Source organism: Mariniflexile ostreae (genome assembly GCF_042427585.1).
GTDB lineage: Bacteria > Bacteroidota > Bacteroidia > Flavobacteriales > Flavobacteriaceae > Pseudalgibacter > Pseudalgibacter ostreae.
Map to the genome: position 1 here is coordinate 1 of NZ_JBHMFC010000074.1, position 23891 is coordinate 23891.

Below are 23891 nucleotides of genomic sequence, written 5' to 3' on the forward strand. Positions count from 1 at the left end.
GGCAACACTCGAAAAAGCTAATATAAAAGTGGAAGGCCTATTTCTGAACGCAGATGCAGGGTTTGACTCAAAAGATTTTAGAAACTCTTGTGAGAAAAAGGGTACCCATGCCAATGTGTGTTTCAACAAGCGCAATGGGAATACCGATAGGGACGAATATTTTGACCAAGAATTATATAAAGAAAGATATGCAATTGAACGGACAAACGCTTGGATGGACAGTTATCGCTCACTACTAAATAGATTTGACACAACCATTGCAAGTTGGTTGGGTTTCAACTATCTATCATTTATGGCAATATTCCTAAAGAAAATGAAAAGCAAAAAGTTTAAATGACCTCCACATAAAAAAAAGCCCTACATTCTAAAAAGAACGCAAGGCTTTTGTACGCAAAAAATCTATTTTAAATTATTTAATTTGAGGTTGATTCCATAATCTATAAGGATCCTTATACTGCTCCATTTGAGACAGCAGCAAGGCCTCCATTTCTGCAAGCTTATCAGCATATTTAGGATTTTCTGCTAAATCTGTCTCCATTTCATCTGCTCTTTTATGTTCTGGCAAGTATTCATTCGGGTTTTTGGCAATGTTAAAAAGTTGTGTTTCTCTTACCTTTCCATCCATAACATCGTACTTAATCAATTTCCAATCTCCTTTCTTAACGGACCGCATGCCCGGTTTTGTACCTCCAGCATATACGCCATACATCACATCTCTTACCGTTTCTTTTTCTCCTTTAAAAACAGGCACCATACTTTTACCATCAACCGTTTCGGGCGTATCTATCCCTGCTAAATCACATAACGTTGGCAGTACATCTAAAAGATACATATTGCCTTCTACTCGTTTTCCTGAAGGAATTCCTGGACCCTTCACTATAAAAGGCACACGCCAAGTATGTTCATACAAGTTTTGTTTGCCTTGTAACCCGTGCCTTCCAATAGCCATTCCGTGATCGGCCGTATAGATAATATACGTATTGTCTAATTCCCCCATCGCTTCCAACTTTTCAAGCACTTTACCCAGTTGGATATCTATGTTTTCTGAACACGCATACTCCCTTCCCAATTCATTTCTAATCGTATTCTCATCTCTGTTTTTCCATACACCTGACACCCGTTCTTCATCTCTAAGTTCTGGATGCCCATGAAAAAATGGATGCGCCGGAAGGTAGTTGTCTTGAAGTTGTGGTTGCTTAGCATTTGCGGGTGGAAGACTATTTTTATCCGTATGGTTTACTGCACCATATTTTTCTAATAATTCCGGAGTCCCATTACGCACGTCATGGGGGTGTGAAAAACCAAAGTAGATAAAAAACGGATCTTCTTCCTTGCCTTGCTCTCTATCTCCCAAATACTCTAAAACTTGTTTGGCATGCCATGCACTACCGGTCTCTTCTGTTCCGCCTCGTTTTGTAGCATCTCGCACTACAGAAAATTGCTTATTAGCCCCTGGGTACGAATTCCCTAACTTACACGTACGCATAGTTTTATAGCCTGCTCTATTAAAAACAGCTCCTATGGTTTGCTCGTCTAATTCATGTGCCTCTGTTTGTTGCTGAAACTCAGCACTGGGTGGTAAACGCCATAAACTCCGACCCGACATAATCATATGCCTTGAGGGTGTACATACAGCACCATTCATGGATCCCATATGCCTGGCTTGATCCACAACAAGCCCTTCGTTAGCCAGTTTGCTTATGTTTGGCGTTTCTAATATTGAATTTGGGTCATAGGTCTGTAAATCGAATGGTGACTGATCATCTACTAGAACAAACAAAAAATTTGGCCGTTTTTGTTCTTTTTCCGTTTCGTTTTTTGTTTCAGGCTTCTGCTTGCAACTCACAAAAAACAAAGATACTAGGCCTACTACTAAAAATGGTTTAAGGATGTTTTTCATATTTAAATATTGTTTATTTTGACTCATTACTTTCTATTCTTGTTATCTTATTCCCCACACGTTCTTGAATGCTGATTTTAAAATCTGATTGTTTAAAATTTTCAAATTTAACGTGTTGTGTTCGACCATCTTTTAAATAAACGGTTAATTCGTTTTCACTTTTACAGATTATTTTATCTATGTTACTTTCTCCTTGATAAGGTGCCACAACACTTAAAAACACGACTTCTTTTTCATTAACCCTTACGCCATAGGTGTTACGGTCGGGATTATTTCTAATGCCACGTTGGCTGCCACCAATTGGATAGTTACTTAACATAAGGTTTGCCTTCTTAGGCCATAACGAATAGACATCTAGCTTGTTTCCATTATCATTAAACACAACTTTACTGCCTTTATGGGTTTTATACCATTGTGCATTTTTAAAATACTTAAACGGCGAATCTGCATCTGTACTTAATTGTTCTAAAACCGAACCCTGTTTTTTAGCATCTTCGATAGATTCAAAACCAACGGGGTGCACCAACCAATCATAGGTGTGTTTTTTATCGGACTTCATATAATCGGCTATAACCACATAATCATCTGTAACAATGGCCATACGTCTTTGTTGTATGGGTTGAAAACCTTCATCATAATCGGTGTCATCCCAAGGCGGAAATTTTTCCGCATTCCATTTTGGAATTTTTCGCCATCTCGCATGGGTTTCTACGATACTGGCTTGCATCATATCCCCTTTAAAAAAGAGCAATTGTTCAGACGGCACAGCTTCTTGCTGTAACTCGTCAACAATAACCATGTTATGCGTCGCAGAGGTTTGAACACTTTCTTTGTATCCTGGTTTCCCATAGCCATACCACACCATTTCGGAACCAAAGTATTTATGGCCGTTTCTATCTAAAGCCACTAAACTCGCTCTATCAAAATGACCGTGCCACCCGCCATGAGTTCCGTATTTTAGATACGCTTGAATTTGATCTTTTGGATTGTTGGTTTTGGGCTGCGACCTTAAGGCCACCAGACCAACGTTGGGCAAAAAGCTAGATTCTGTTCTGGGATCTTCCACCTTTGGCAATTCGGGAACCCCGTACAATAAAGACACCCACGAATCTCTTTCCGTTTTATTAATGACCCAAGCTAAATCGTCTATTTTGTAGGCACGATACGCAAACTCATAAAACTCGTTAGGCTCCTTTAAATTGGAGTCATTAGTGGATACAACATAGGCGTTTTCATCCATCATTGGGATATATGGTGTTACCATGTCTTTTAAACCTATAGTGTTTTTTCCAGAAGGGCCCCAATTATCAAATTTCATTCCTGTAAACCCCTCTTTTACATCATCAAAATCTACACTCTTAAATTTTACAGGAAAACGCCTGTGATATAGATCCATTCCGTAATTTTCAAAGGCTTGAGCTACTAGAGAGTAACGCTGTGTAACCAAATAACAATAATTGGCCGTACCCTCAAACCACCAACCATCTGCCATAACCCCTTTACCTATTTGGTCTGCCATACCGCCATCGGCTTCTGTTAAAAACTCCACCTCTGGTATATCTTGTAAAAACAAGGCTACCACTATAGCCCCGGCATTCGCACTGGCCTGGTGGTTCATGATACCCAAGGCGTGCATATGACTTTTGTTTTGTTCCAGATAATAACGGAATGTAGCTTTTATGTTTTCTCGATTGGCATCGGTAAAACCAGGGGCATCAAAAACAATATCGCAAGCTGCTGCTAAAAACAAAAAGAAGTTACCTTCATGCACTTGCACACCATTGGTTGCAGCGCCAATAGACAAATAACCTTTATCTACATCGGTAACTGCCTTAATAAATGTAACTAGTTTTTCTCGATAATCAAGAAGTCCTGTTAATTTATAAGCCAAGGCCAACTTAAATGCTTTTTCACCATCACTAGCACTATAATTTAAACTAGACCACACTTTTGTTGGGCGCGGTTTTGTAACAATTTCACGCTTTGGAAATTCAAAACCATCCAGTTCTTTCAGCATATTATCTAAATTTGCTTTTGCCCAATCGTAATTTTTTATTTTTTGTTTGGTTTCTTCAAAAATAGAAGGAGTTGCCAACAAAAAAGGCCGTGGCTTAGTGCGTACTGAAGTAAACGCTAAAGTTTCCAAAGGTTTACCGTCTTTATCTTTTAATACCAGCACACTGGATTCGTACCCACCTATAGGAACCCGATCGCTAATAACCACAGAAAGTGTTCCTTTATAAGCTTTGTTAGGCTCCAATACCAGCTTTACATCGCTCAAGATATAGTTACACGCTAACGCTCTAGGCCTATCCATACTTAAATAAAACGTTTCTGTTGTGTGTTTTTTATTTTCCACATGAAATTCATATGAAATAGTATCTTGAGCTTGAGCTGTTTTTGTTTGTTGACTACTGCTTAATCTTTCATTTTTATTATTTGAAAAAGCTAACAAGCTTGTTAGCATTCCAAATACGAGTAAAAATAGTCTAGGGGTTATTTTCATTTTTAAATCATTATAAGTTTGGTGATTACACTAAAATATGTGGAATTATTAAAACTCCTTTTTATTACCACAGATACCTCACATCTGATGGCCATTGTTTGATATCTGTATAAATTTCATTTCCTTTTTTAAAGCTGTTATTCTCCATCGTAACATCGCACTTTAGCAGACCCATATCTATGTTTTTATTATCGAATGTGCTATTTATTACAAAAGAATCATTTACAGCTCGCCACATAGCGCCCCAAGTATTATTTACGATATTACAACGATTTAAAATCACTTTTTGGGGTGCATACTTTGGGTTTTCAGTGTAAAAATATTTGTTATAATAATCTTCACAAGGAAACCATAAAGCTACCCGCGCACATCCTGAAACATGGTATTTATGAAAAAACAAATATCCTGCTTCTTCATGATCTGCCTGTATTCCGTTAGTCTTAGTGTCTTTTATAGTACAACGTTGTGCCAATACATATTCACAGGACGTGTATTTATTTCCTTTACCCCTAATTGGATAAGACATATCGCAATCGGACTGTAAAATATATTTATTATACAAAAAATAAACATTGTGATATAAGCCTCCAGCCGAACCATTATACTGAAAATTACAATTATCCATCACGATGTTATCGGTTCTTTTCATATGAACACCTTGTGCAGACCAATCGGTTACATCTATATTTTGGAGCATAATACGGGTGTGCCTGCTTTCATTCCGCCCTCTAATAAGAATGCCGTTAGACTTTCCTTTTCGGGTGCCTTTTAAAGTGAGATCCTTTACAACCAGATCTGTTACTTGAGGCTTATCTTCTATATTAAAACCCGACCCTACCATATGGGGACCTTGTAAGAGTATGGTTTTTTCCCTTCCCTCTCCAACTAAGCTTATGTTAGATTTTAAGGTAAGCGTATGCTCTAAAACATGTGTTCCTTTTTTTAAAAACACAACACCGCCCCCTGCAGCATGTACCTCATCAACGGCGTGCTGAATGGATTGCCCAGGGGTTACCTTAACGACTTTGTGCAACCATTGTTTTGGATATTCCACATGCTTAAAACCATCTTGCCACTTCTCTGACATGATTGCGTATACTTCTGCCTCTACAATAACTTTTTTTAGTGCACCCAGACCTTGTTGCGCCCCTAACGTTAGCCCTAACCCAAGCATTATAAGACACATGACCGTCTGTTTTTTTATAGCATCCATTATAATCTAGTTTTTCTCTGTTTTGGTAAATTACTCTTTTTCCAACTCTTCTAAAGTCCAGTACCCCTCCTTATCTGCCGATTGTTTTCTAGCATTTGAAACCACTCTTTTATGCACACCATCTGCATCGTTCATAGCGCGCACATAGGTTAAAACATCTGCAATCCATGCATCACTATTTGTATTTAATGGCATCATAATGCCATAATCTTTCCCGTCAATTGGACCAATTAAACCATTCAGTAATATTTTACTCAACACGCCTTTATCCCCAATAACTCTAGGACTACCTATTAGTGTAGGTGCTATAACGCTCCCCTCTTCGGTTATAACCCCTTTTAAATCGGCACCATGACAGGTTATACATAATTGATTATAAGCATCATAACCTTTAACAATACTCTTTTTATCGCCGAGCGATCGATTTGAAATGCGTTCTTTTAATTGCTCTAATTTAGAATCATCTTTCTTTAAGCTTTCTGTTACAGCATGCGATACTATTTCATGATTCTCATATTTTGAATGAATAGTGTTTAAGAGGGCTGTTGCTTTTTCAGATTTACTATAACGCAAACTTAAAGCCAACTGTTTTACAACATCTATAGAAGCGTCTTGTGCAAGCTTATTCATATCTGAAAACAAATCGGTATCACCTGCTTTTAAGAAGTTTTCGCTCAATCTTATAGCAGTTGCCCTAACCCGTGGGTCCTTATCTGTAAATTTTTCTTTTATAAGATTTTTATCTACAACTCCTAGGCCTTCTAATGTCCATAGCGCGTGAACCCGTTCTATTCCAAAGTCTTTATCGCTATTGAACCATTTGTCCCAAAACGATTGGTTGTTCTGTACTAGCGCTTTTAATTCTGGCACAACAGAAAGGTCATCTTTTAAAATAATCAGTTTCTGAGCTGTATTACGGTACCATCCATTGGGATGCCCTAAATACTCTAATAATTCTGATGCTTTTTTACCTATTAAATTAGGTTTTTTATCTGGCTTGATATCTTTATGTACAATTCTGTAAATTCGTCCTTTACCTATGTTTTTATCTAAGCCTTTTCTAACAATAACGGGCCGAATGGCACTTCCTTTTTTGGTCCAGTTACTTTCTTGAATAATACCTCGATACATATCTACAATGTACAATGCACCATCTGGTCCTGTTTTAGCCTGTGTTGGCCTAAAATTCAAGTCGGTGGAAGCCATAAATTCCGCCTGATCGTACGCGTTATAAAGAACTCTTTTTCCGTCTTCCACCTTCACTTTTGCACGACGGATAAGTCTACCTACAGGTTCTGGAATAAACAAATCGCCATAGGTAGACGGTGGTAGTCTATGACCGCGAAAAATCTCTTGACCTGCAACACCTGTGAAATAATTTAAGGTATTATCTTCACGCAACCTTTTTGGGCCACCCTGAACATCTGGCGTTCCTACTATGGGCCAAGGCTCCATAAAGCCTTCAGACAGTCTCCCTTTTGGGTTATAATCGCCATACACAGCTGGCTGCTGAAAGCCATACGCTGGATTTTCGGCACCAGCAGAAGAATAGTACATAACCCCCATATCATCTTGCGTTAAGCCCCATTGGCCACTTGGCATGTTATCTAATGAATCTACAATAACCTCACCCTTTTTAAACTTAAAACGCATGGGGTTGTATGTTGTGTACACCCAGTTGTCTAAATTCCAAATCAGGCCACTTTGTTGGTGTTCTAGATTCCCGCCCCGACGCTCTGGATTATAATATACACGTTTTTTGGTATCGGCTACACCATCACCATTTGTGTCTTTATAGCTCCAAAGATCATAAGAATAAGTTTCATTAACGATGAGTTCGTTTTCTAGTGGCAAAATCATTCTAGGCAACATCAAACTATCAATAAAAACAGTGCTTTTGTCCATTTTACCATCACCGTCCAAATCTTCAAGCAATTTTATTTTACTAATAGACCTATTGGTTCCTGTTCCATCTACATCTTGCATGTAAGTATTCATTTCCGCCACGTACATTCTACCATTACCATCCCATGCAATGGTTATGGGTTCATCTACCATCGGCTCACTAGCCACAAGCTCTACTTCATAGCCCTCTGGCAAATAAAATGTTTTCATACTTTCTTCTGGCGAAAGAAAACGTGCAGATGCTTCTCTTACTATTTCCGGTTTTTCATATATTTTTTCTGAATACTCTTTGTTTTTGCAATTAAAAAAAACAAGAAGAATGCTTAATAAAGCGAGCTGATTTTTAAACCTCATTTAGTTTTAGTTTTAGTTTTAGTTTTAGTTTTAGTTTTTAAATATAGAGTTCTTTTTTTAGAATGAAATGGTTACACCCATTTAACCTTATAGATGTTGAGATATAGCCTGTGCTACTTTTTTTCCTTGCTCACTACTCCCTAAGGCATTATAATGAACATCTCCAGGGCCTTGCGCCCAGTGTTCTACGTTAGGCTTGGTAAATGCATATAAATCATTTATGGCAATATCTGGATACTTTGACAGAACATCCAAAGCAGCAGCATTAAATTTTATACTATCACCCACAAAACGCCCTTTAGCATGTTCTGGAACTGGAGTTGTTGTGGCAAAAATTAATTTAGCATCAGGCCACGTAGTCTTTAAATATTTGCAAATATTATGCAGATTTGTTTTATAGTCGCTTATAGAGGCGACTTGTTTGCCTGATTTATTTAAATTTTTCCCTTTAAGGTATTTTAAATCGTGTAAACCAATATTAAAATGAATGATATCCCATTTAAAATCCCAACCTGCCTCTAAAGTGGGCTGAAACATGGCCTCTTGCATCTTATCCATATGAGCTATAAAATCTTGACTAGCCCCCCCGTTTTTAAATAGCCGAATGACATTAGCCTTACTCTTTAAACACTCTCTAACTGTAGAAGAATACATTATAGAAATAGAATCGCCATAAATAAGCACGTGTGGCTTCCCTACTACAGGCTCTATATAATGGAAGGCATCTGTTTTATAAACCGCAGCAATATTTCCACATAATGCATCCCAGGCATTTTTACATACCATATGGTTGGTGCCCTTTGTTTTCTGAAAAGCATAAGCCCAAGGATGCAGGCCTACACCTAGCACACCTGTTCCTATAAGTTTTACAAAGGTTTTACGTTTCATATTATCCCTTTCTATTTAGACCATACTTTAATTTTATTCTCACCTATTTTTAAATTTTGAAAAGGGCCAACCCTAGGCGTTTCTGTATCTCTTTTATTTCCAAAAAAATCTTCATTTAACTCTATTGGCGATCCGTCTGCATTTTCAAATGGTGTTTCAGATTGTATAGCCATACCCATTAATGGCGTATCTACAATCTGTGTTCTTACATTCTGAAAACTCTCATCTACCGTGATATTTAGATAGTAACCATCGGTTTCTTCTATTAGTGAAATATTAGGATTTAAAGTTCTGTTTTCAATCGCATTCGATTCGATATTGGACGGTAATGCTTCATTTAAATAGAGATTTGCATCAATATGCATAGGAAACTTCTGCTTATTAATTTTGTTCAAATTCCCAGAGTATTTCTCTTCATTTTCGATGGTAGGAAAATCAGAATAGGCATCCAACCCGCTGTATTGTCCTTTATCTAAAGCCCCTTTAAAAGCAAAAATATTGTTATAGAAACGATCGTCTCCAAGGATAATCGTCATTAAACCCATAACTTGCGTAGAATGTGGAAAATGATAATGTGTAAAACGGTTGCCCGCCTCACGAGTTTGAATTTTTCCGGCCATTAAATTATTCACAATAGCCGAGCCTTGAGACGCATTTAACAAGGATAAGTCTGATAACAAAACATTGTTATCTATAATCATTGGTCCATGATTAACCTCTATAAACAGATCCTCGCTATTAGAATTGTTATATAATAAATTTCCAGTTACACGAGCCCCTTGCGCTTGCCAATCTAACCAAATCCCTCTAAAATTATCGTGAATAAAATTATTTTTAATCACTACATCTATAGCCGCATGAAGCTTTATCCCTCCTACTTCCCAGCCTCCAAATTGACGCTTTACATTTATATTATAAATTTCATTATTACTTATTTCGCTAAATACACATCCCATGTGACCAATGATACCGCCTTGCTCACAATCTTTAATAATATTGTTTCTTATAATATGCGAACCCACCATCTCTTTAGACCAGCCAAGTTGCAACGCTTTAAACACCACTTCTCGCTCTCTTTGCGTTCCGTGTTTTTGTTTGTTTATAGTCCATAAATTATGACCAGAAGCCCGCTCTTTTCCTATTACGATTCCTGAGCATTTAGAATCTGATATCACATTATTCTCAATAATCCAACCTTTACTCCAATTCGGACCAATTAAACCTTCTTGTTCTGCTGTTGGTGGTGCCCATTGTGTAGCCGCTTGACTTAGATGAAACCCACGAACTGTGATGTAGCTTATCCCTGTTTTTTTAGGAAAAAAAACTGTTGGCCTTACATTTATTTCCACCAATTCCTTATTCGGGTTTAGGCCATTAAAATTAGCATAAATAGTAGTGGTTTCTGAAGTACTTTCGGTATACCATTTGTATTTAGAGCCTTCAACATCTTTAGCTCCTTTTAAAGGTGTTTCTTCAAATACTTTAGACAAGCTATCAATCTCATAAAGGGATTTTCCGTTTATATACACCTCACCTAAATGATGCTCTCTACCGTTTTTTTGATTTAACCAATCGCCATTTAAAAGTTCCTGATACGGATTAAAATCTCCAAACATGGCATTGTTTAAAACCACTTTCCATACAGACCCCTTATGCTTTTTCCATGATTTAATTTCCTCTGACCCTTTTATCCAAACCTCTTCATTTTCGGCAGCTTGATATACAATTCTATGGATGTTATTATACCCACCGTTCGATGGGTTTACCCATTCTCTATACACGCCTTCGTGAACCGTAATCACATCTCCTGGCAATGCGATTTTCGCAGCTTTAGAAATGGTTTTAAAAGGTGCTTCTTTAGTCCCTTCGTTAAAATCGCTCCCTGCTTTAGAAACATGATACTCTTTAGCATGAACTGCCCATGACAACAAAAAAACCAATACTATTCCCCAACTTTTAATTAAACTCATCGTCATCTTATTTTAATCTTTAATTATATTTTTTCAACCGTTACATAATATGCTCCCAGCACTTCTTTTGTATCTAAAGTAAACCAGGTTTGGAGTTTGGTTTCTCCCTTTTCAAGCGCTACAGTAAATTCTACAAATTCTTTATTAGGATCGACAACTTGAGATAATTCGATATCTTGAATACTGATTTTAGCCTCTTTAATATGCAGTACTTGACCAACTTTACTTGCCCGTACACTGGTTCCTGGAATTGCAGGCCGTATGGGGGCTTCCGCATTTAAGGCGAAACCAGTTTCTTCTGGCCAGCGACGAAGTTTTAAATTATACGTGCCACTTTCGTTCACCCTTAATAACCAGTAGCCATTATCGATATAGCCTGACCGTATATGCCTTTGGTGCCATGGACTTGCCACTGCGTTGGTATGCCAATCATGGCTATATAGTGTTAATGGATTTTCTGCTGTATGCCCAATAATTATATAAGGTTGGTCTTTATAACTTGGGGCTATTTCATCCCACCACGCATCGTATTCTTTTTTCAACTCCACCATTTTATCAGGATGTTGTTCTGCAATGTTAGTTCGTTGTTCGGGATCCGTATTCAAATCGTAGAGTTCTTCACCGTTTATAAGTCTCCAATTGGCTTTCATTAATGCCGTTCTTCTCCACGGCTCAGGAACTTCGATGCGCTGAGAATTCACAACAATCATTCTCTCTTTAAACGCTTCATTATCTCCATTCATTAAAGGAACTAAGCTTCTCCCATCAAAATTTAAGTCTTCTTTAATTTCTAAATCACATAACTCTACTAGGGTTGGTAAAACATCATAATGCGCCGTTAGTTCGTTTATGTCTTTGCCAACAGAAATACCACCATCTTTCCAATGCACAAATAGAGGAACGCGATGTCCGCCTTCATACATGCTGGCTTTTATACCTCGCATTCCAGCATTATAGCCTTTAGCTATAAAACCATCCAGCCTGTCGCCCCCTTTTTCAATTTGTGCTCCTGCAGAGGTTCCATTATCTGTAGTAAAAATCAAAATGGTGTTGTCCATAAGGTCCATGGATTTTAAATACGATACCAGTTTACCAATATTTTCGTCTACATTGGCTATTAACCCATAAAATGCTGCATTAGGAACATCCTCATTGTCCTTATAGGGATTTGAATATTTATCATCAACAAAGTATGGCGTATGCGCTGCATTAGTTGATAAATAACAAAAGAAAGGTTTGTCTTTATTTGTATTGATATATTTTTTAGCATTCTCGAACCAGACATCTGTACAAAAGCCTTCATACTGTTTTAAGGTACCGTTATGCCAATAAGTATCATCAAAATAATCGTTATCCCAGTAATCCGTGGTTTGCTCAATACCACCACCGCCATGAACTAAAACCTCATCAAAACCTTTATCTCCTGGTCGGAAGGGATAATTATCGCCTAAGTGCCATTTACCAAAAATCCCTGTGGCATAACCATTATCCTTAAAAACATGAGCCATAGTGGTTTCTCGTTCTAAAATTAAGGAACGCCCGTTTACCGTGTGCCAAACCCCTGTTCTATTTGGGTGATGCCCAGTCATTAAAGCTGCTCTTGTGGGAGCACAAGTAGGAGCAACATGAAATTGTGTAAACCTAGTACTTGAATCATGAAGCGCATCGATATTTGGTGTTTTGATGTGCTGATTCCCTAAAGCCGCAATGTCACCATAGCCTTGATCATCAACCATAATGAGTATAACATTGGGTTTTTCTTTTTTCGTTTCACTTTTTTTTTCTTCCAATTTACAGGACACAAAAGCAAAAAAGCAGAATAATAAGATAAAATTTGAGACCTTCATTTTTATTAAAGATGAAAGAGTTTGATTTTTTTTATTAAAACTGAATTCCATAGTAACTATTAATATTAAAAAAGTATATTTTATGACTTACGAAACTAATTTATTTAAGAATATTGGAGTATAACTTATAGCTCATATGGTATAAACTATTGACTTTTCTAATAAAACTAAGCGAAGAACGACACCAATAACCAGTTAAAGCAAGCTATAAAGGTTTTTATATAAAACGCTTATTACAGCATATTAAAATGATTTGTGCTAGAGGTATTCCTTGTTGTTTATACCATATAAAAAAAATTTGCCGTCGCCATCTAGAAACGACTCCCATATGGAACTTATATCAACTTCAAAGTTGTCCTCAATTTTTTTTGTAATATATCTAGATAAAGCTAAATGTTTCAGTATTTAAGAGCTTTACTTTGTAAAAATAAGCCTACAAGTTAAATTACATAAAAAACATGGCATAACTTAAAAGTGAATTAAAGTTATGCCGTATTTAAGATAATAAAGCTAAATTTTAACTACTTTTTTAGTAATTGTTTTTAAGCCATCATTAATTATTAAAACATAAACCCCTTTTTCAAGATGAGACACATTAAGCGACAGGCTATTATTATGTATGGGACTTACTTCCATTACTTTCTGACCTTTTATATTATATAAAGCAACCTTAACATCGCTACTGTTTAAATTTTCATTTGGTAATAAAAGAGTAAGCTCTTTAGCAACTGGATTAGGAAATACCCGTATACTTTTATCGATTAAAACCGGCTCTTTTTTAGATAATAATGGTGATGTAAAACTAAACCAATTCACATTAAATATAGACCCTGCTCTTGAGCTTTTAAATACAAAATAAACATCATGAACACCTTCTATTCCATTTTGGATAGTTATAGAATCTGTGCCCCAATTTTGCCAGCCCCCTCTATTCGTTACGGGTATGCTCGCTATTAATGTGCCTGTTAAATTACCCAATCGCACTTCAATATATCCCCCATCATACTTACTAGCGGTTCTAGCATGTATAGATTGCATACCTGTAACATCAATACCATTAAATTTCACCCAATTATCATTTTCAATATAACCTATATTGGAACCGCCCTCTGAGCTCGTTTCTGTTTGAACGCCCAACATGCTATCGTAGCACTCTGCCTCCATTAGTGCAGCTGTTTTTGGGCATGAATTATCAATATCTTCACAATTATCAAAAGTTAATATTACGTTGTTCGTTCCATGATCTGTTACGGTACCTCCTCCACAACTTTTTATGGTATTACCACTTGTTGAGGATTCCAAAACAATATCATATTCTGTTTCATTAGTAATAGTAGAATTATTTCCCGATACAACGATGGCACGTGTTTCACTTGTATCTAAAGGGCCGTCTGTACGATGAAAGACGATATTATGGCCATTCCCTTGAACATCAGCCAAATTATGCGGCCCTATCGCATTAGGCGAGGGGATAATTGTCATTTCAATATTTTGATTAGAACGATTTAAACGGAAATCGCTTAAAGGAGCAAAAGAAAAGTTTCCACTTGACCCCGCAATTGTACCACCAGAAGGCAAGTTAAAGTTCGTATCACCACAATCTATGGCTTTACTATTGATTACTGTAGCACTAGATGCCAAATAAAGACGAATACCGCCTCGCATTTGTTTTACTGTACAGTTTTCTACAGTAACACTTCCTGTATTATTATATGAGCGAATTCCATCTTCAGAAAGCGGATACATAACATCATATGGGATAGGATAGGATTCTACAAAAGGAAGTGTTCTATAATCTTCTCCAGAAGGAAAGGTATAATTTGTTAAATAAGGCAGATCATAAGTTTCCGTATCATTATACATGTCGTCACTAAGGCGCATACGACCTTCTACATAACAGTTTTTAATTATCGTTTCTGTAGCGCCATTTTGCATAAAAATACCATGACCAAAAGCATAATGATACATGGTAACACTATCCAACGTATTTCCAACACCACCACCATCTACTCCAGTAATAAGAATTCCACAACGCTTATTTAACCCAAAAGTATTTGTAGAACCTATTCCATATTGGCTTCCATAACCATAGGGAAAAGACCCTTTAACAATCATTTCAAGACCATCTACCAGGTTTCCATTTCCAGTAATAGACATCACAGGATCTCCTTTTAACCCATATGCTAAATGGGCTCTATCATTATTATAAGCACTAAAATCGGTAACCTCTTCTAAACCGCTTTGATAATAGTCTTCAATTGCTCCATTACGAAGTTCATTATTATCTCCAGAAATAACAAAATAAACTTCACGAATAGAGCCTACTAGGGTTTTAATACGCACTCCCGTCATATCAATTATATTATTGGAGCCCGAGCAAGTAATCACTCTTGAACCACTAGGCAAGTCTTCGAGATTATAGTTGCCGGCTGTAAAGACAATGTTTTGATTACTGTTTTGAACAGCCGTACGAAACTCTGCCAAAGAACCAACAACGGTTTGTGCCTTAATATGTTGAAAAACAAATAGCACAGACACTATAAAAAATATTCTAAATAAATAAAGTTGTTTCATAATTAGTTGTGTTTTGATTATTAGGTTAATACAATATGATCCACAAACTATAACTAACTTTAATTTAAAACCTTACAAGCATTAACTTTTAAAATTATATCTGTAAAATTATAAACTCCATTTGCATCCTTATTAGGAGTAAATTTTTTGAACAGGCGCATTTAACGGTTCCTTCTGGTGAAAGAAGCTAAAACTTAAGATTAACGCTACTTAACGAACAAGCTTACAGCGCCATCTTGATTAACACTTGAAAGCCCTTGCGTTTTAGAGCTTATAACAATCCAATTATCAATATTATCGAATACTCCTGTAAATAAAAAACATCTCTTTACAAATAGACATATTTTTTATTTTTTTACAACTTTTTAGTTAGTTATAGTTGTTCAATAAAATTAACTATTACAAAATCAAATCATTATAAATTATGAATCCATATGGTTAACTTAAAACCCATTTACACCTTCATAATCTGGTTTAGTACCATTCCACACTAAAGATTACAAAACAAAACAGGCGGTCTTTTTAGACCACCTGTTTTGTAATTCTTAAAAATTTAAATTTAAAATGACGTTTGAAACAAGAATCAATTTACTTGCTCTATAAGCACCAAGCTCCAAGGAGCCAATTCGCGTTTAATTTTAACCTCTCCTTTTTTATTGGCCGTAAACAACTCCGTCTTTAAATTCTCTGCATATTGCTTCATTACTTTTATCTGCTCTCGTGTAGGAGGCTCTGGTTTCCCCATAGACTCCCAATAATTAAAAATGTTTCCACTTTCGGAGTCTAGCACTTCTACTTTAAACATCACTCCTGGCTTTAAATCTGAAATGGTAAAATCTAATTTACGACTTTCGGCTTTTTCGTATTTATCTATTTTCTTAATACTTGAGGGCACAGCTTTATAATGATCTTCAGGGTAATTATAAGCCAAAGCCACTACTTTACCATCACCTGATTTCTTACTTACAAACAAATAATCATTTTTATAAAGCTCTTGATCCCCTAACTGATGTAACATCCGGTATGCATGATAGGATGGTTTAACTAAACCTTGATAATTTATCATTCCAAAACCACCATGAAAGATACTCTCGCCCCCTCCTTTTTCTTCAAAAATATCTGTAAACGTCCAGAATGCTAAAGAGTTGGTGAGTCCAATACAATCTAAATTCACTTTAGCAATGTACGCTGCCGGAGGCAAGAAGTCGTGCATAGCATCTCTACTATTTGGGCTGGTGTTCCACTCTGTTAAATGAATCTCTGCATTTGGATAGGCACTTTTCTTTACCACGTTGTTAAGCCACTCGATATCTGTTTTTGTAGAATTCACATTACGAGAAAAATCTTTTCCTTTACCTGTTGTTGGGTTAAAGGGATAATCGGTTGGGTATGGGTGTGTAGATACAAAATCTACAGGAAGGTTTTCCTTCTCGCAGTAGCTTAAAAAATCTTCTATCCAAGCCCCTTTCCATTCTAAATCGTTAATGTTTTCTGCAGTAAATGTTATAAGGTCCCCACTTCTACTTTCTACTTCCCCATCGTAACGACCATCTGCAACAAAATTACTACTGGAAGGCCCTCCTACTTTTAAGCGATTATCGACAGCCCTTACAGCCAAAACCGATTGCTTATACAACTCAAAATATTGTGATTTCGTGCCATCAAAAAACCCATAATGCAGGTTAGGTTCATTCCAAACTTCAAAATACCATGTAAGAACCTCATCAATACCATAACGATCCACACAATGCTGAGTAAAAGCTTTAACGAGATTATGCCACTCACCAAATTTAGAATCGTCTGGTGTGATATTGGCTTTCCACCAAAACTGTGTTTTACTATCTTCGGCAGCTAAGGCTGTTGGGAAAAAGGCCAGTTCAACAAAAGGCTTTACATTAAGATCCAACATTCTATCAAACAAATCATCTATATATTGCCAATTGTACGAGTATTTTCCATCCTTTACAAATACAGGAAACATATCGTCATGGAATATACCATGAAATCTTACATACTCAAATCCGCAATTCTCTTGCACCATTTCTAGCTGCTCTAACCACCCAGCACGCAAGCCCTCATTAGCACGTCCTGCGCCGACACTTTTGCTCCAAAAGTGTTCGAATTTATCGCCAGTAGCAGATGCTTTAACATGCACTTGTTTTTGTGCGAAACCAAGTTGAACCATTAAGGTTAAAACCCCTGTTATAAGTATTTTTCTCATGTCTATATTACGTTTTAATAATTGTAGCGGTATAAAAGGTTTAATTTTCATCTTCAAAAACTTGTTCTAATTTTATATAATCCACAGCTAATTCTCCTGCTGAAGGTTTCCAGTCGGATCTGAATATCCGCACTAGGTTGTCTCCAGCTTTCAATTCAACAATTCCGAAATCGATTTCACGAAACGTTTCCGATTGAGGAAAAACAAATTCACTGTATTTATGGCTGTTTATTAATACATCATGGTTTGACTCTCCTTCGGGTGAAGCATATCTTACCTTAAAACGAAATTTTGATGGTTTTGCTACCTGTGCCAACATAGACACATGGTCGTACGGATTATCAAAATTGGTAACATAGCCTTTGCCACTGTATCCTTTTATCCACGTATCAACAAATACATTGTACAAGCTACCTCCAGCTGCAAAGCCGTTTTCTGCTTCTAAATGAATGGTCGTTCTAGTGCGCTTCGCAAGACCTAAACCCTTTTTTGAAGGCACAATCGGGATAATATTTCCTTTTTTATCATAATTTAAATAATCGGCCATTACAGAGCGCGTTTCACTTAAACCGCCCGACAACCAAGCACTGTGATAAAACATCATATCTTTTCCTTTATACGTTACAGTACCGCCGTGGTTGGTACCACTCTGACCTTCAAAATCATCTATAAAACAATCTTTAAACTCATAAGGTCCTAAAGGTTGATCTGCCACAGCATAAAACATTTTCTGTGGCCAACGTCTTGGGGTTAAACCAGGATAGGTTAAGTAATATTTCTCTTTATATTTATGAATCCAAGGCGCTTCAAAAACATGTGTTAATTGCGCTGTAAGGTCTACATAGGTTTCTGGTTTAATAGACATCAAGTCTTCGTTTAACTCTGCTGCAAAGCATTTGCGGTCGTGCCCCCAATATAAGTATGGCGTGCCATCATCATCTATAAAGACAGCTGGATCCTGACCAAATTCCACACCTTTAACATAGCCTAAATCGGTAAAAGGCCCTTGAGGCACATCACTACGTGCAATTCCCGTTCTAAAAAGCCCAATTCCAGCTTCTTTCATGCAATACACCAAATAGTATTGCCCTCTGTAGTAAACTGCATCCATGGCCCAAGCATGACTCTCTGCCCAATCTACATTTTCTAAGTGTAAAACCCGCCCGTAATCTGTCCAGTTTACCATATCGGTAGTGGAAAAAGCATGATAATCTGTCATACCATAATGGTTGTTTGAACCTGGCTCATCACGTGTTGTGTATACCCAAAGCCTGTCGTCCTCTGGCCAAACATGCGGTGCAGGGTCTGCTGTATACATATGGGTAAATATGGGGTTTTGAGAAAACCCGAATACGATATTAAAAAGCGCGATTAAAAATATTAGGTTGTTTTTCATTTTCAATAGTTTTATTCGTAATTAAACTTCACACTAAAGCATTAACGTTTAGTCACTTTTACATGCATTCCTTTATTTTCTATAATCTCACCATTAGTTTTTATGATGCTGTTTTTTGCCTGTTCCCCTATTTTTATAGACATCCCTGTGGCGTTAATCAGATTTAAATTTGTGGTTTCTGCTTGCCCAAATGGCGACATCGCTTCTCCGTGCTCTGGATGTGTATATCCCAAAAGAATTGGTAAATCAGCTTGGCGCTGTGTTTCGTTTTCACTTCTTAACACCACCGTATTATTTTCACCTTGAATGGTTGCTAGTGCATGCACTAAACGATCGGATTCTGCTGCATCAACAATTAAGTCTACATTTACATTACTACCTTCTACAAATAATAAAGGTCCATAATTGGCATCGCCTTTACAATTTTTAACCACGGTATCGTCGCCTATCCAATAGCCTCGTTCTGTACCTATAGTTTCACAATTTTCCAGAAGTGCCTTATTAAAACGAAGTTCGAATCCGCCACGGGTGTTTTTAGCTATACAGTTTTTAAATGTTATGTTTTCGCATTCACCATATGTTCGAAATCCATCTTCACAAAGCGATTTCATATAACCAGAAGTTACAACATACTCTCCTTCACGATTTTGCGTCCAAGTCTTAAAATCCACATCGAACGCCGGCCCTGATGTTTCTGCCAAAACATCATCTGTGGAGCGCATTTCGCCTTCAGCATAACAATCTTCGAAATAGACATTCTTTGGATTTTGTTGAATAAAGAAACAGTGTCCAAACGAACGATTATAGATCTTACATCTGTAAAGTTTGGTCTCGTTTCCTGTAACCAAAAGAGCACTATGCTTTCGATGTTTTATGGTGGTTTCTTTTTGCTTTCCTTTTCCAAATAAATCGCCATACCCATAAGGATAAGAGCCTGAAACGTATAAGGTAATCCCTTTAAGACTATTTGCTTCGCCTGCAACCTGAAGTACCGTACCTCCAAGTGATGTTCCTTGACCGATGCATCTTATGGTGAGTCCTAGAAAAGAATTATTTGAACCACTAACTAAAAATTCATCAGAATGTATTGGTGGATTTAATACTGTTCGAATTTCTGTATCTAATTCGATTTCTACGCCTTCAAGATTAAAAACATTATTACTTCCACTAAAGGTGATATACTGATATTGTTTGTTCGCACGACGCTCTTGAAGAATTTCAGGTGTTAATAAATCAGTTAACTTATATACACCAGGAGCCATAGTGATTGTGTGTTCGCTTTCTGTCGCATATTTTGCTAACTCTTTTAGACTACTGATTTTTATTTCTGAAGCGTTTAAATTGCTACAGAAAAACAGAAGAATGATGATTATACTTGATACTTTTTTCATTGTAAATTACAAATTGTTTTATCGTTTTCCTTATGCTATTGCAAGTATAATCACTCCTACGACATTTGAATATAAACTATGAATCATTTGCAATAACTTAAAATCCATTTAAAAAAATCAAGGCTAAATGGGTCTCTTTTAGCCTTAAAACCTGTAACAAATCAAACTAAATTTAAAAGAAAGGCTGTTAAAATAGACATTCTAAAAATTCAACTTTTATTAGTCATGAAATGTTGTTTCACGTCTTACTAATACTCCGTTTTTAAATTCTTTTACAATAACTTTTACATTACCGCCATCTTGTTCCATATCTTCTATTGTGATATTTTGCACACGTCCATCGGTTAACCTTACAGTCAATTCATTTTCACTTTTAGCTTCAACCGAGAACACCAAAGATTCATTTTCGTAAGGTTCGATTACAGAAAGATAACGTGCTTTTTTACCATGCGTTCTAACCGCCATAGATTTTAGTCGAGAGGCTTCGTCTCCTAATGGAAAATCTCCGCCAATTGTCGCTTCAAAAGCAACAGCACCCAAACCAGAAAGATCTAAACTAATGACTCCTTGTTCCTTACTATTTTCAGGCATTGCAGGTGTAGAATTCTCCATTGGCGCACCGCTAATTTTAATCGGGCCATTATAGTAATCTTTCCCTTTAGACTCAGGCTTCAATATATTTTTATATGTCGCGTTTAAATCTGAGACATACACTACAGATCCATCTGCTTTCACTAATCGTGCATCTCCCCAAAACAGGGTGTTATTTTTGTTTTTCGCTTTAGTTAATGTGGTAAGCTCTAAGGTTTTCTTATTATTAAGGTCTACTTTCACTGCTTTACTTCCTAAAATCCAAGCTCCAGTACTATCATTTACTTTTAATTGATTATCGGTTTTTACCGTATACCAAAGTTGTTTGTTCACAGAGAAACTTTCGTTAGATGTACCAATCATAACCTCAGCTTTACGTGGCCATGCATTGAACACATCTATTTTAAGCGCGCCTTCTAAACTGTGCGGCAAACGCACACCTTCGTTATCGCAATCTTCACCCCAACACATTTCAAATTTTGTACGTGATGTCCCTTCGGTGGCATACCAATTACTATCGGTTATAAACTGAGCACTACCAAGAGCATCTGTACTCATTTGATTGGTGTGTTTTATAAGTGTAGTCTTATCCGATTGAATTCCTTTAAAGCCTTTAGCTTGAAACATCCAATCGAATTGATGCTCTTTCTCTCCTTTTAAATAATCGGCCAACAGCACATAATCATCTAGAACAATCATCAATCTGCGTTGAAATACAGGTTCGGTATAGCCAGTTACCGCACCATAATCGGGAGCGTTTTCTGGTACATTAATAGAGCGGCCTTCTTCCCATACTTTTTCAGCAAAAGTTTGTTCTGTATTGTAGTGAATTCCTCCATACGGGGGGTAGCTCCATCTTGAGTTCGTTTCTACAGCAGTAGCTTGCATCATCTCTCCTGAATGAAAGAGCGTTCTATAATTCTGAACCGGTTCTTGCATTTTTTCATCTACAACCACCATGTTTTTATTAATTGATGTTTGCTTTAAGAACTTATACAAATAACTTCCGTAGCTATACCAATACATTAAGGTGCCGTAAAAACTACGGCCGTAACGCATCATACTTACCAAATTTGTTCTATCAAAATGACCATGATACCCACCATGTGATCCATAATGCATAGTCGCCTGAATTTGCTCTGATTGCTCACGTCCTTTTTTCTGAGAGCGCAACTGCACAATTCCCATATTATCGGCATATGCAGATTCCGTCATTTTTTCAGATACTACTTCTGGTAAATCTGGCACTCCGTACAATAAGTCTCGTTTTTCACTGCGCTGAATGATAGCCGCATATTCTGGATCTCGATATAAATAATAGGCCAGCTCGTAAGGCTTTCCAGAAACCATATCTTCAACAGCATCATTCACGGCTGGTAAAACACCTCTAAAATCCAGATATGGAATGGCAGCATCCCACATATCTTTTATACCTATATTATTACGTTCTATGCTTCCCCATTTTTCAAATTGCATCCCGTACAGTCCACCTTGCCGACGACTTGCTAAAAGAGAAAAATGCGGTGTTGTCCCTATTGGAAACTGTCTGTTTGTAAAATTAATACCCCAAGGTTGCAGGGCAATCGCAATTTCAGAGAATTCCATAGCCACCCAAGTATTATATCCAACGGCACATTCGTACCACCAGCCGTCGTTCATGATACCATGTTCTATATGTTTATAGACGCCCGTAGGCCCTTCTAACAATTGATCAATAAGACACCAATCTTGAAGGTTTAGCGCACAATACACAGCTGCAGTAATTTCTGCCACATTCCAATTACTAATTGCACCACGCTGATTTCCTGTTATCGTGCGGTTTACAAACAATCTAAACGTCGCTTCGGTACGTTTATGGTCTTCGGCAGTAAGCAATTTACTGTCACGAATTAAGTCGTACATCCTTCCTACACCTTGCCAAAATTTCCCTTCGGCTACAAACGAATTCCCTCCTCCAGCAAGTGTTGCACGGTACCCAGTATCTGGGTCAATTAGTCGCCGTAATACAACTAAGCATTTTGCTGCATAATCTTCATTTCCAGTTAACTGATATGCAATAGCACAATCGTACTCTTTGCTTCCATTCGAATTATAAACAGCTTGACCGAGCACACTGCCATCCTTTTCTTCTAATTTATTTCCGTTTGAAGGCTCCCAACTTTGGGCTTTTCGTTCATATTCAGCCAAAGCCTCTTTAGCCCAATCGTAATCTTTTATTTTATCTTTAACGTGTTGCCATTTCTCTTGTGTAAACACAATGTTTGGTGTTTGTACACGAACTGCAGTTGTAAACTCCAATGTCGTTACCGAAGCTCCTTGTCCGTTAGCAATCGCTTTAACCACTTGCTGTTCTCGAATTCCCTGCGGTAAATGAGCAGGAACGTTTACTGTTAATTGAATTTGTTTTTTATCGCCTGGCGCTAATTGCACTGTAGAAGTAGATAGCATTGCCTCCATAGACTCCCAACCTTTAGTCTCAATACGCAACTGGACTGCTTGAGCCTGATTGGTAGTATTCCCAATTTCCATATCGTAAGTCACTTGCTTTCCAGCTTCAATAGCTTTCCCTCGAAGTTCTGCCTCTACATAATGTGTTAAACCTTTGGTTACATTTACATTTCTGATTTTATAATCTGAATTTTCTGCTGAAGACGCCGTTAATAACACATGTTTAATGGCATACAGAGTTCCCATTTTCTGTCCAGAATCAATATTGAACATCTCCCAAGGAATATAGACGTTTCGTCAGCCTTGTCCCGAAAACTGAATTTTTGCTGTACTAATAGGCTTAAGTTCTTTATAGTCTAAAGAATCAACTTTTAATAGTGCTGTAACTGCTGTAGTCGATTCGTTTTTCACATACACTTCAAAAGACAAACCGCTATAAGGTGTCCAATCTGCAGCATCTCCAAAATAATCACGCATGATTCCAGGAAAATACACTCGGTTTTGATTAGAATAAGTATAGGAAATAGTATCCTTGTTTTTTACGATAGCTTCATTCTTTTTCACTTTAGAAACACCCGTCCAATCGGAAAAATCAGAATTCCCAATCGGTATTCCTGATTGTGCTGTCAAAATTAAAGAGAAAAACGTTAGGCAAAGTGCAATGTAATATTTCATTTTAAATGTGTG

Annotated in this window: 14 protein-coding genes; 1 reads left to right on the forward strand and 13 read right to left on the reverse strand. The window is 37.1% G+C overall.

Going from position 1 to position 23891, the window contains the following annotated elements; all coding sequences use genetic code 11:
• On the forward strand, positions 1–337 hold a 337-nt coding region (locus ACFFU9_RS11165; protein WP_379861520.1), incomplete at its 5' end, for a transposase.
• Positions 338–409: 72 nt separating this feature from the next.
• Here ACFFU9_RS11165 and ACFFU9_RS11170 read toward each other — a convergent pair.
• The 13 genes from ACFFU9_RS11170 to ACFFU9_RS11230 all read right to left on the reverse strand — a co-directional run bounded on the left by ACFFU9_RS11170 (position 410) and on the right by ACFFU9_RS11230 (position 23879).
• A complete protein-coding gene (locus ACFFU9_RS11170; RefSeq protein WP_379861521.1) occupies positions 410–1900 on the reverse strand; it encodes a sulfatase family protein in 1491 nt (496 codons plus the stop codon).
• A gap of 13 nt (positions 1901–1913) precedes the next feature.
• Positions 1914–4406, reverse strand: coding sequence for an alginate lyase family protein (locus ACFFU9_RS11175; protein ID WP_379861522.1), 2493 nt, complete (start codon positions 4404–4406; stop codon positions 1914–1916).
• A gap of 64 nt (positions 4407–4470) precedes the next feature.
• The gene (locus tag ACFFU9_RS11180) at positions 4471–5619 is read right to left on the reverse strand and encodes a right-handed parallel beta-helix repeat-containing protein (protein WP_379861523.1); all 1149 of its coding nucleotides are present in this window, start codon (positions 5617–5619) and stop codon (positions 4471–4473) included.
• A 30-nt stretch (positions 5620–5649) separates the two neighbouring features.
• Entirely contained in the window at positions 5650–7878 is a 2229-nt protein-coding gene (locus ACFFU9_RS11185) for a DUF7133 domain-containing protein (RefSeq protein WP_379861524.1), read from the reverse strand.
• Positions 7879–7965: 87 nt separating this feature from the next.
• Positions 7966–8766: an SGNH/GDSL hydrolase family protein gene (locus ACFFU9_RS11190; protein ID WP_379861526.1), complete on the reverse strand. Its 801-nt coding sequence runs from the start codon at positions 8764–8766 to the stop codon at positions 7966–7968.
• Positions 8767–8777: 11 nt separating this feature from the next.
• Positions 8778–10736 carry a right-handed parallel beta-helix repeat-containing protein gene (locus ACFFU9_RS11195; RefSeq protein ID WP_379861527.1) on the reverse strand — a complete coding sequence of 653 codons (1959 nt, stop codon included), beginning with the start codon at positions 10734–10736 and terminating at the stop codon, positions 8778–8780.
• A 23-nt stretch (positions 10737–10759) separates the two neighbouring features.
• Entirely contained in the window at positions 10760–12526 is a 1767-nt protein-coding gene (locus ACFFU9_RS11200; protein WP_379861528.1) for an arylsulfatase, read from the reverse strand.
• 567 nt (positions 12527–13093) lie between these two features.
• Complete coding sequence (locus tag ACFFU9_RS11205) at positions 13094–15157, reverse strand: carbohydrate-binding protein (RefSeq protein ID WP_379861529.1); 2064 nt, start codon at positions 15155–15157, stop codon at positions 13094–13096.
• 583 nt (positions 15158–15740) lie between these two features.
• Positions 15741–17378, reverse strand: coding sequence for a GH39 family glycosyl hydrolase (locus ACFFU9_RS11210; protein WP_379861530.1), 1638 nt, complete (start codon positions 17376–17378; stop codon positions 15741–15743).
• Positions 17379–17418: 40 nt separating this feature from the next.
• Complete coding sequence (locus ACFFU9_RS11215; protein ID WP_379861531.1) at positions 17419–18774, reverse strand: family 43 glycosylhydrolase; 1356 nt, start codon at positions 18772–18774, stop codon at positions 17419–17421.
• A 41-nt stretch (positions 18775–18815) separates the two neighbouring features.
• Entirely contained in the window at positions 18816–20165 is a 1350-nt protein-coding gene (locus ACFFU9_RS11220) for a hypothetical protein (protein ID WP_379861532.1), read from the reverse strand.
• Positions 20166–20384: 219 nt separating this feature from the next.
• Positions 20385–23477 carry a COG1470 family protein gene (locus ACFFU9_RS11225; protein ID WP_379861533.1) on the reverse strand — a complete coding sequence of 1031 codons (3093 nt, stop codon included), beginning with the start codon at positions 23475–23477 and terminating at the stop codon, positions 20385–20387.
• 24 nt (positions 23478–23501) lie between these two features.
• Positions 23502–23879 carry a hypothetical protein gene (locus tag ACFFU9_RS11230; protein ID WP_379861534.1) on the reverse strand — a complete coding sequence of 126 codons (378 nt, stop codon included), beginning with the start codon at positions 23877–23879 and terminating at the stop codon, positions 23502–23504.
• Positions 23880–23891: the final 12 nt, after the last annotated feature.

Excerpts from the sequence above, each read along its gene's own strand:
- ACFFU9_RS11170 (WP_379861521.1), bottom strand. The coding sequence starts at position 1,900 with ATGAAAAACATCCTTAAACCATTTTTAGTAGTAGGCCTAGTATCTTTG.
- ACFFU9_RS11175 (WP_379861522.1), bottom strand. The coding sequence starts at position 4,406 with ATGAAAATAACCCCTAGACTATTTTTACTCGTATTTGGAATGCTAACA.
- ACFFU9_RS11180 (WP_379861523.1), bottom strand. The coding sequence starts at position 5,619 with ATGGATGCTATAAAAAAACAGACGGTCATGTGTCTTATAATGCTTGGG.
- ACFFU9_RS11185 (WP_379861524.1), bottom strand. The coding sequence starts at position 7,878 with ATGAGGTTTAAAAATCAGCTCGCTTTATTAAGCATTCTTCTTGTTTTT.
- ACFFU9_RS11190 (WP_379861526.1), bottom strand. The coding sequence starts at position 8,766 with ATGAAACGTAAAACCTTTGTAAAACTTATAGGAACAGGTGTGCTAGGT.
- ACFFU9_RS11195 (WP_379861527.1), bottom strand. The coding sequence starts at position 10,736 with ATGAGTTTAATTAAAAGTTGGGGAATAGTATTGGTTTTTTTGTTGTCA.
- ACFFU9_RS11205 (WP_379861529.1), bottom strand. The coding sequence starts at position 15,157 with ATGAAACAACTTTATTTATTTAGAATATTTTTTATAGTGTCTGTGCTA.
- ACFFU9_RS11210 (WP_379861530.1), bottom strand. The coding sequence starts at position 17,378 with ATGAGAAAAATACTTATAACAGGGGTTTTAACCTTAATGGTTCAACTT.
- ACFFU9_RS11215 (WP_379861531.1), bottom strand. The coding sequence starts at position 18,774 with ATGAAAAACAACCTAATATTTTTAATCGCGCTTTTTAATATCGTATTC.
- ACFFU9_RS11220 (WP_379861532.1), bottom strand. The coding sequence starts at position 20,165 with ATGAAAAAAGTATCAAGTATAATCATCATTCTTCTGTTTTTCTGTAGC.
- ACFFU9_RS11225 (WP_379861533.1), bottom strand. The coding sequence starts at position 23,477 with ATGTTCAATATTGATTCTGGACAGAAAATGGGAACTCTGTATGCCATT.
- ACFFU9_RS11230 (WP_379861534.1), bottom strand. The coding sequence starts at position 23,879 with ATGAAATATTACATTGCACTTTGCCTAACGTTTTTCTCTTTAATTTTG.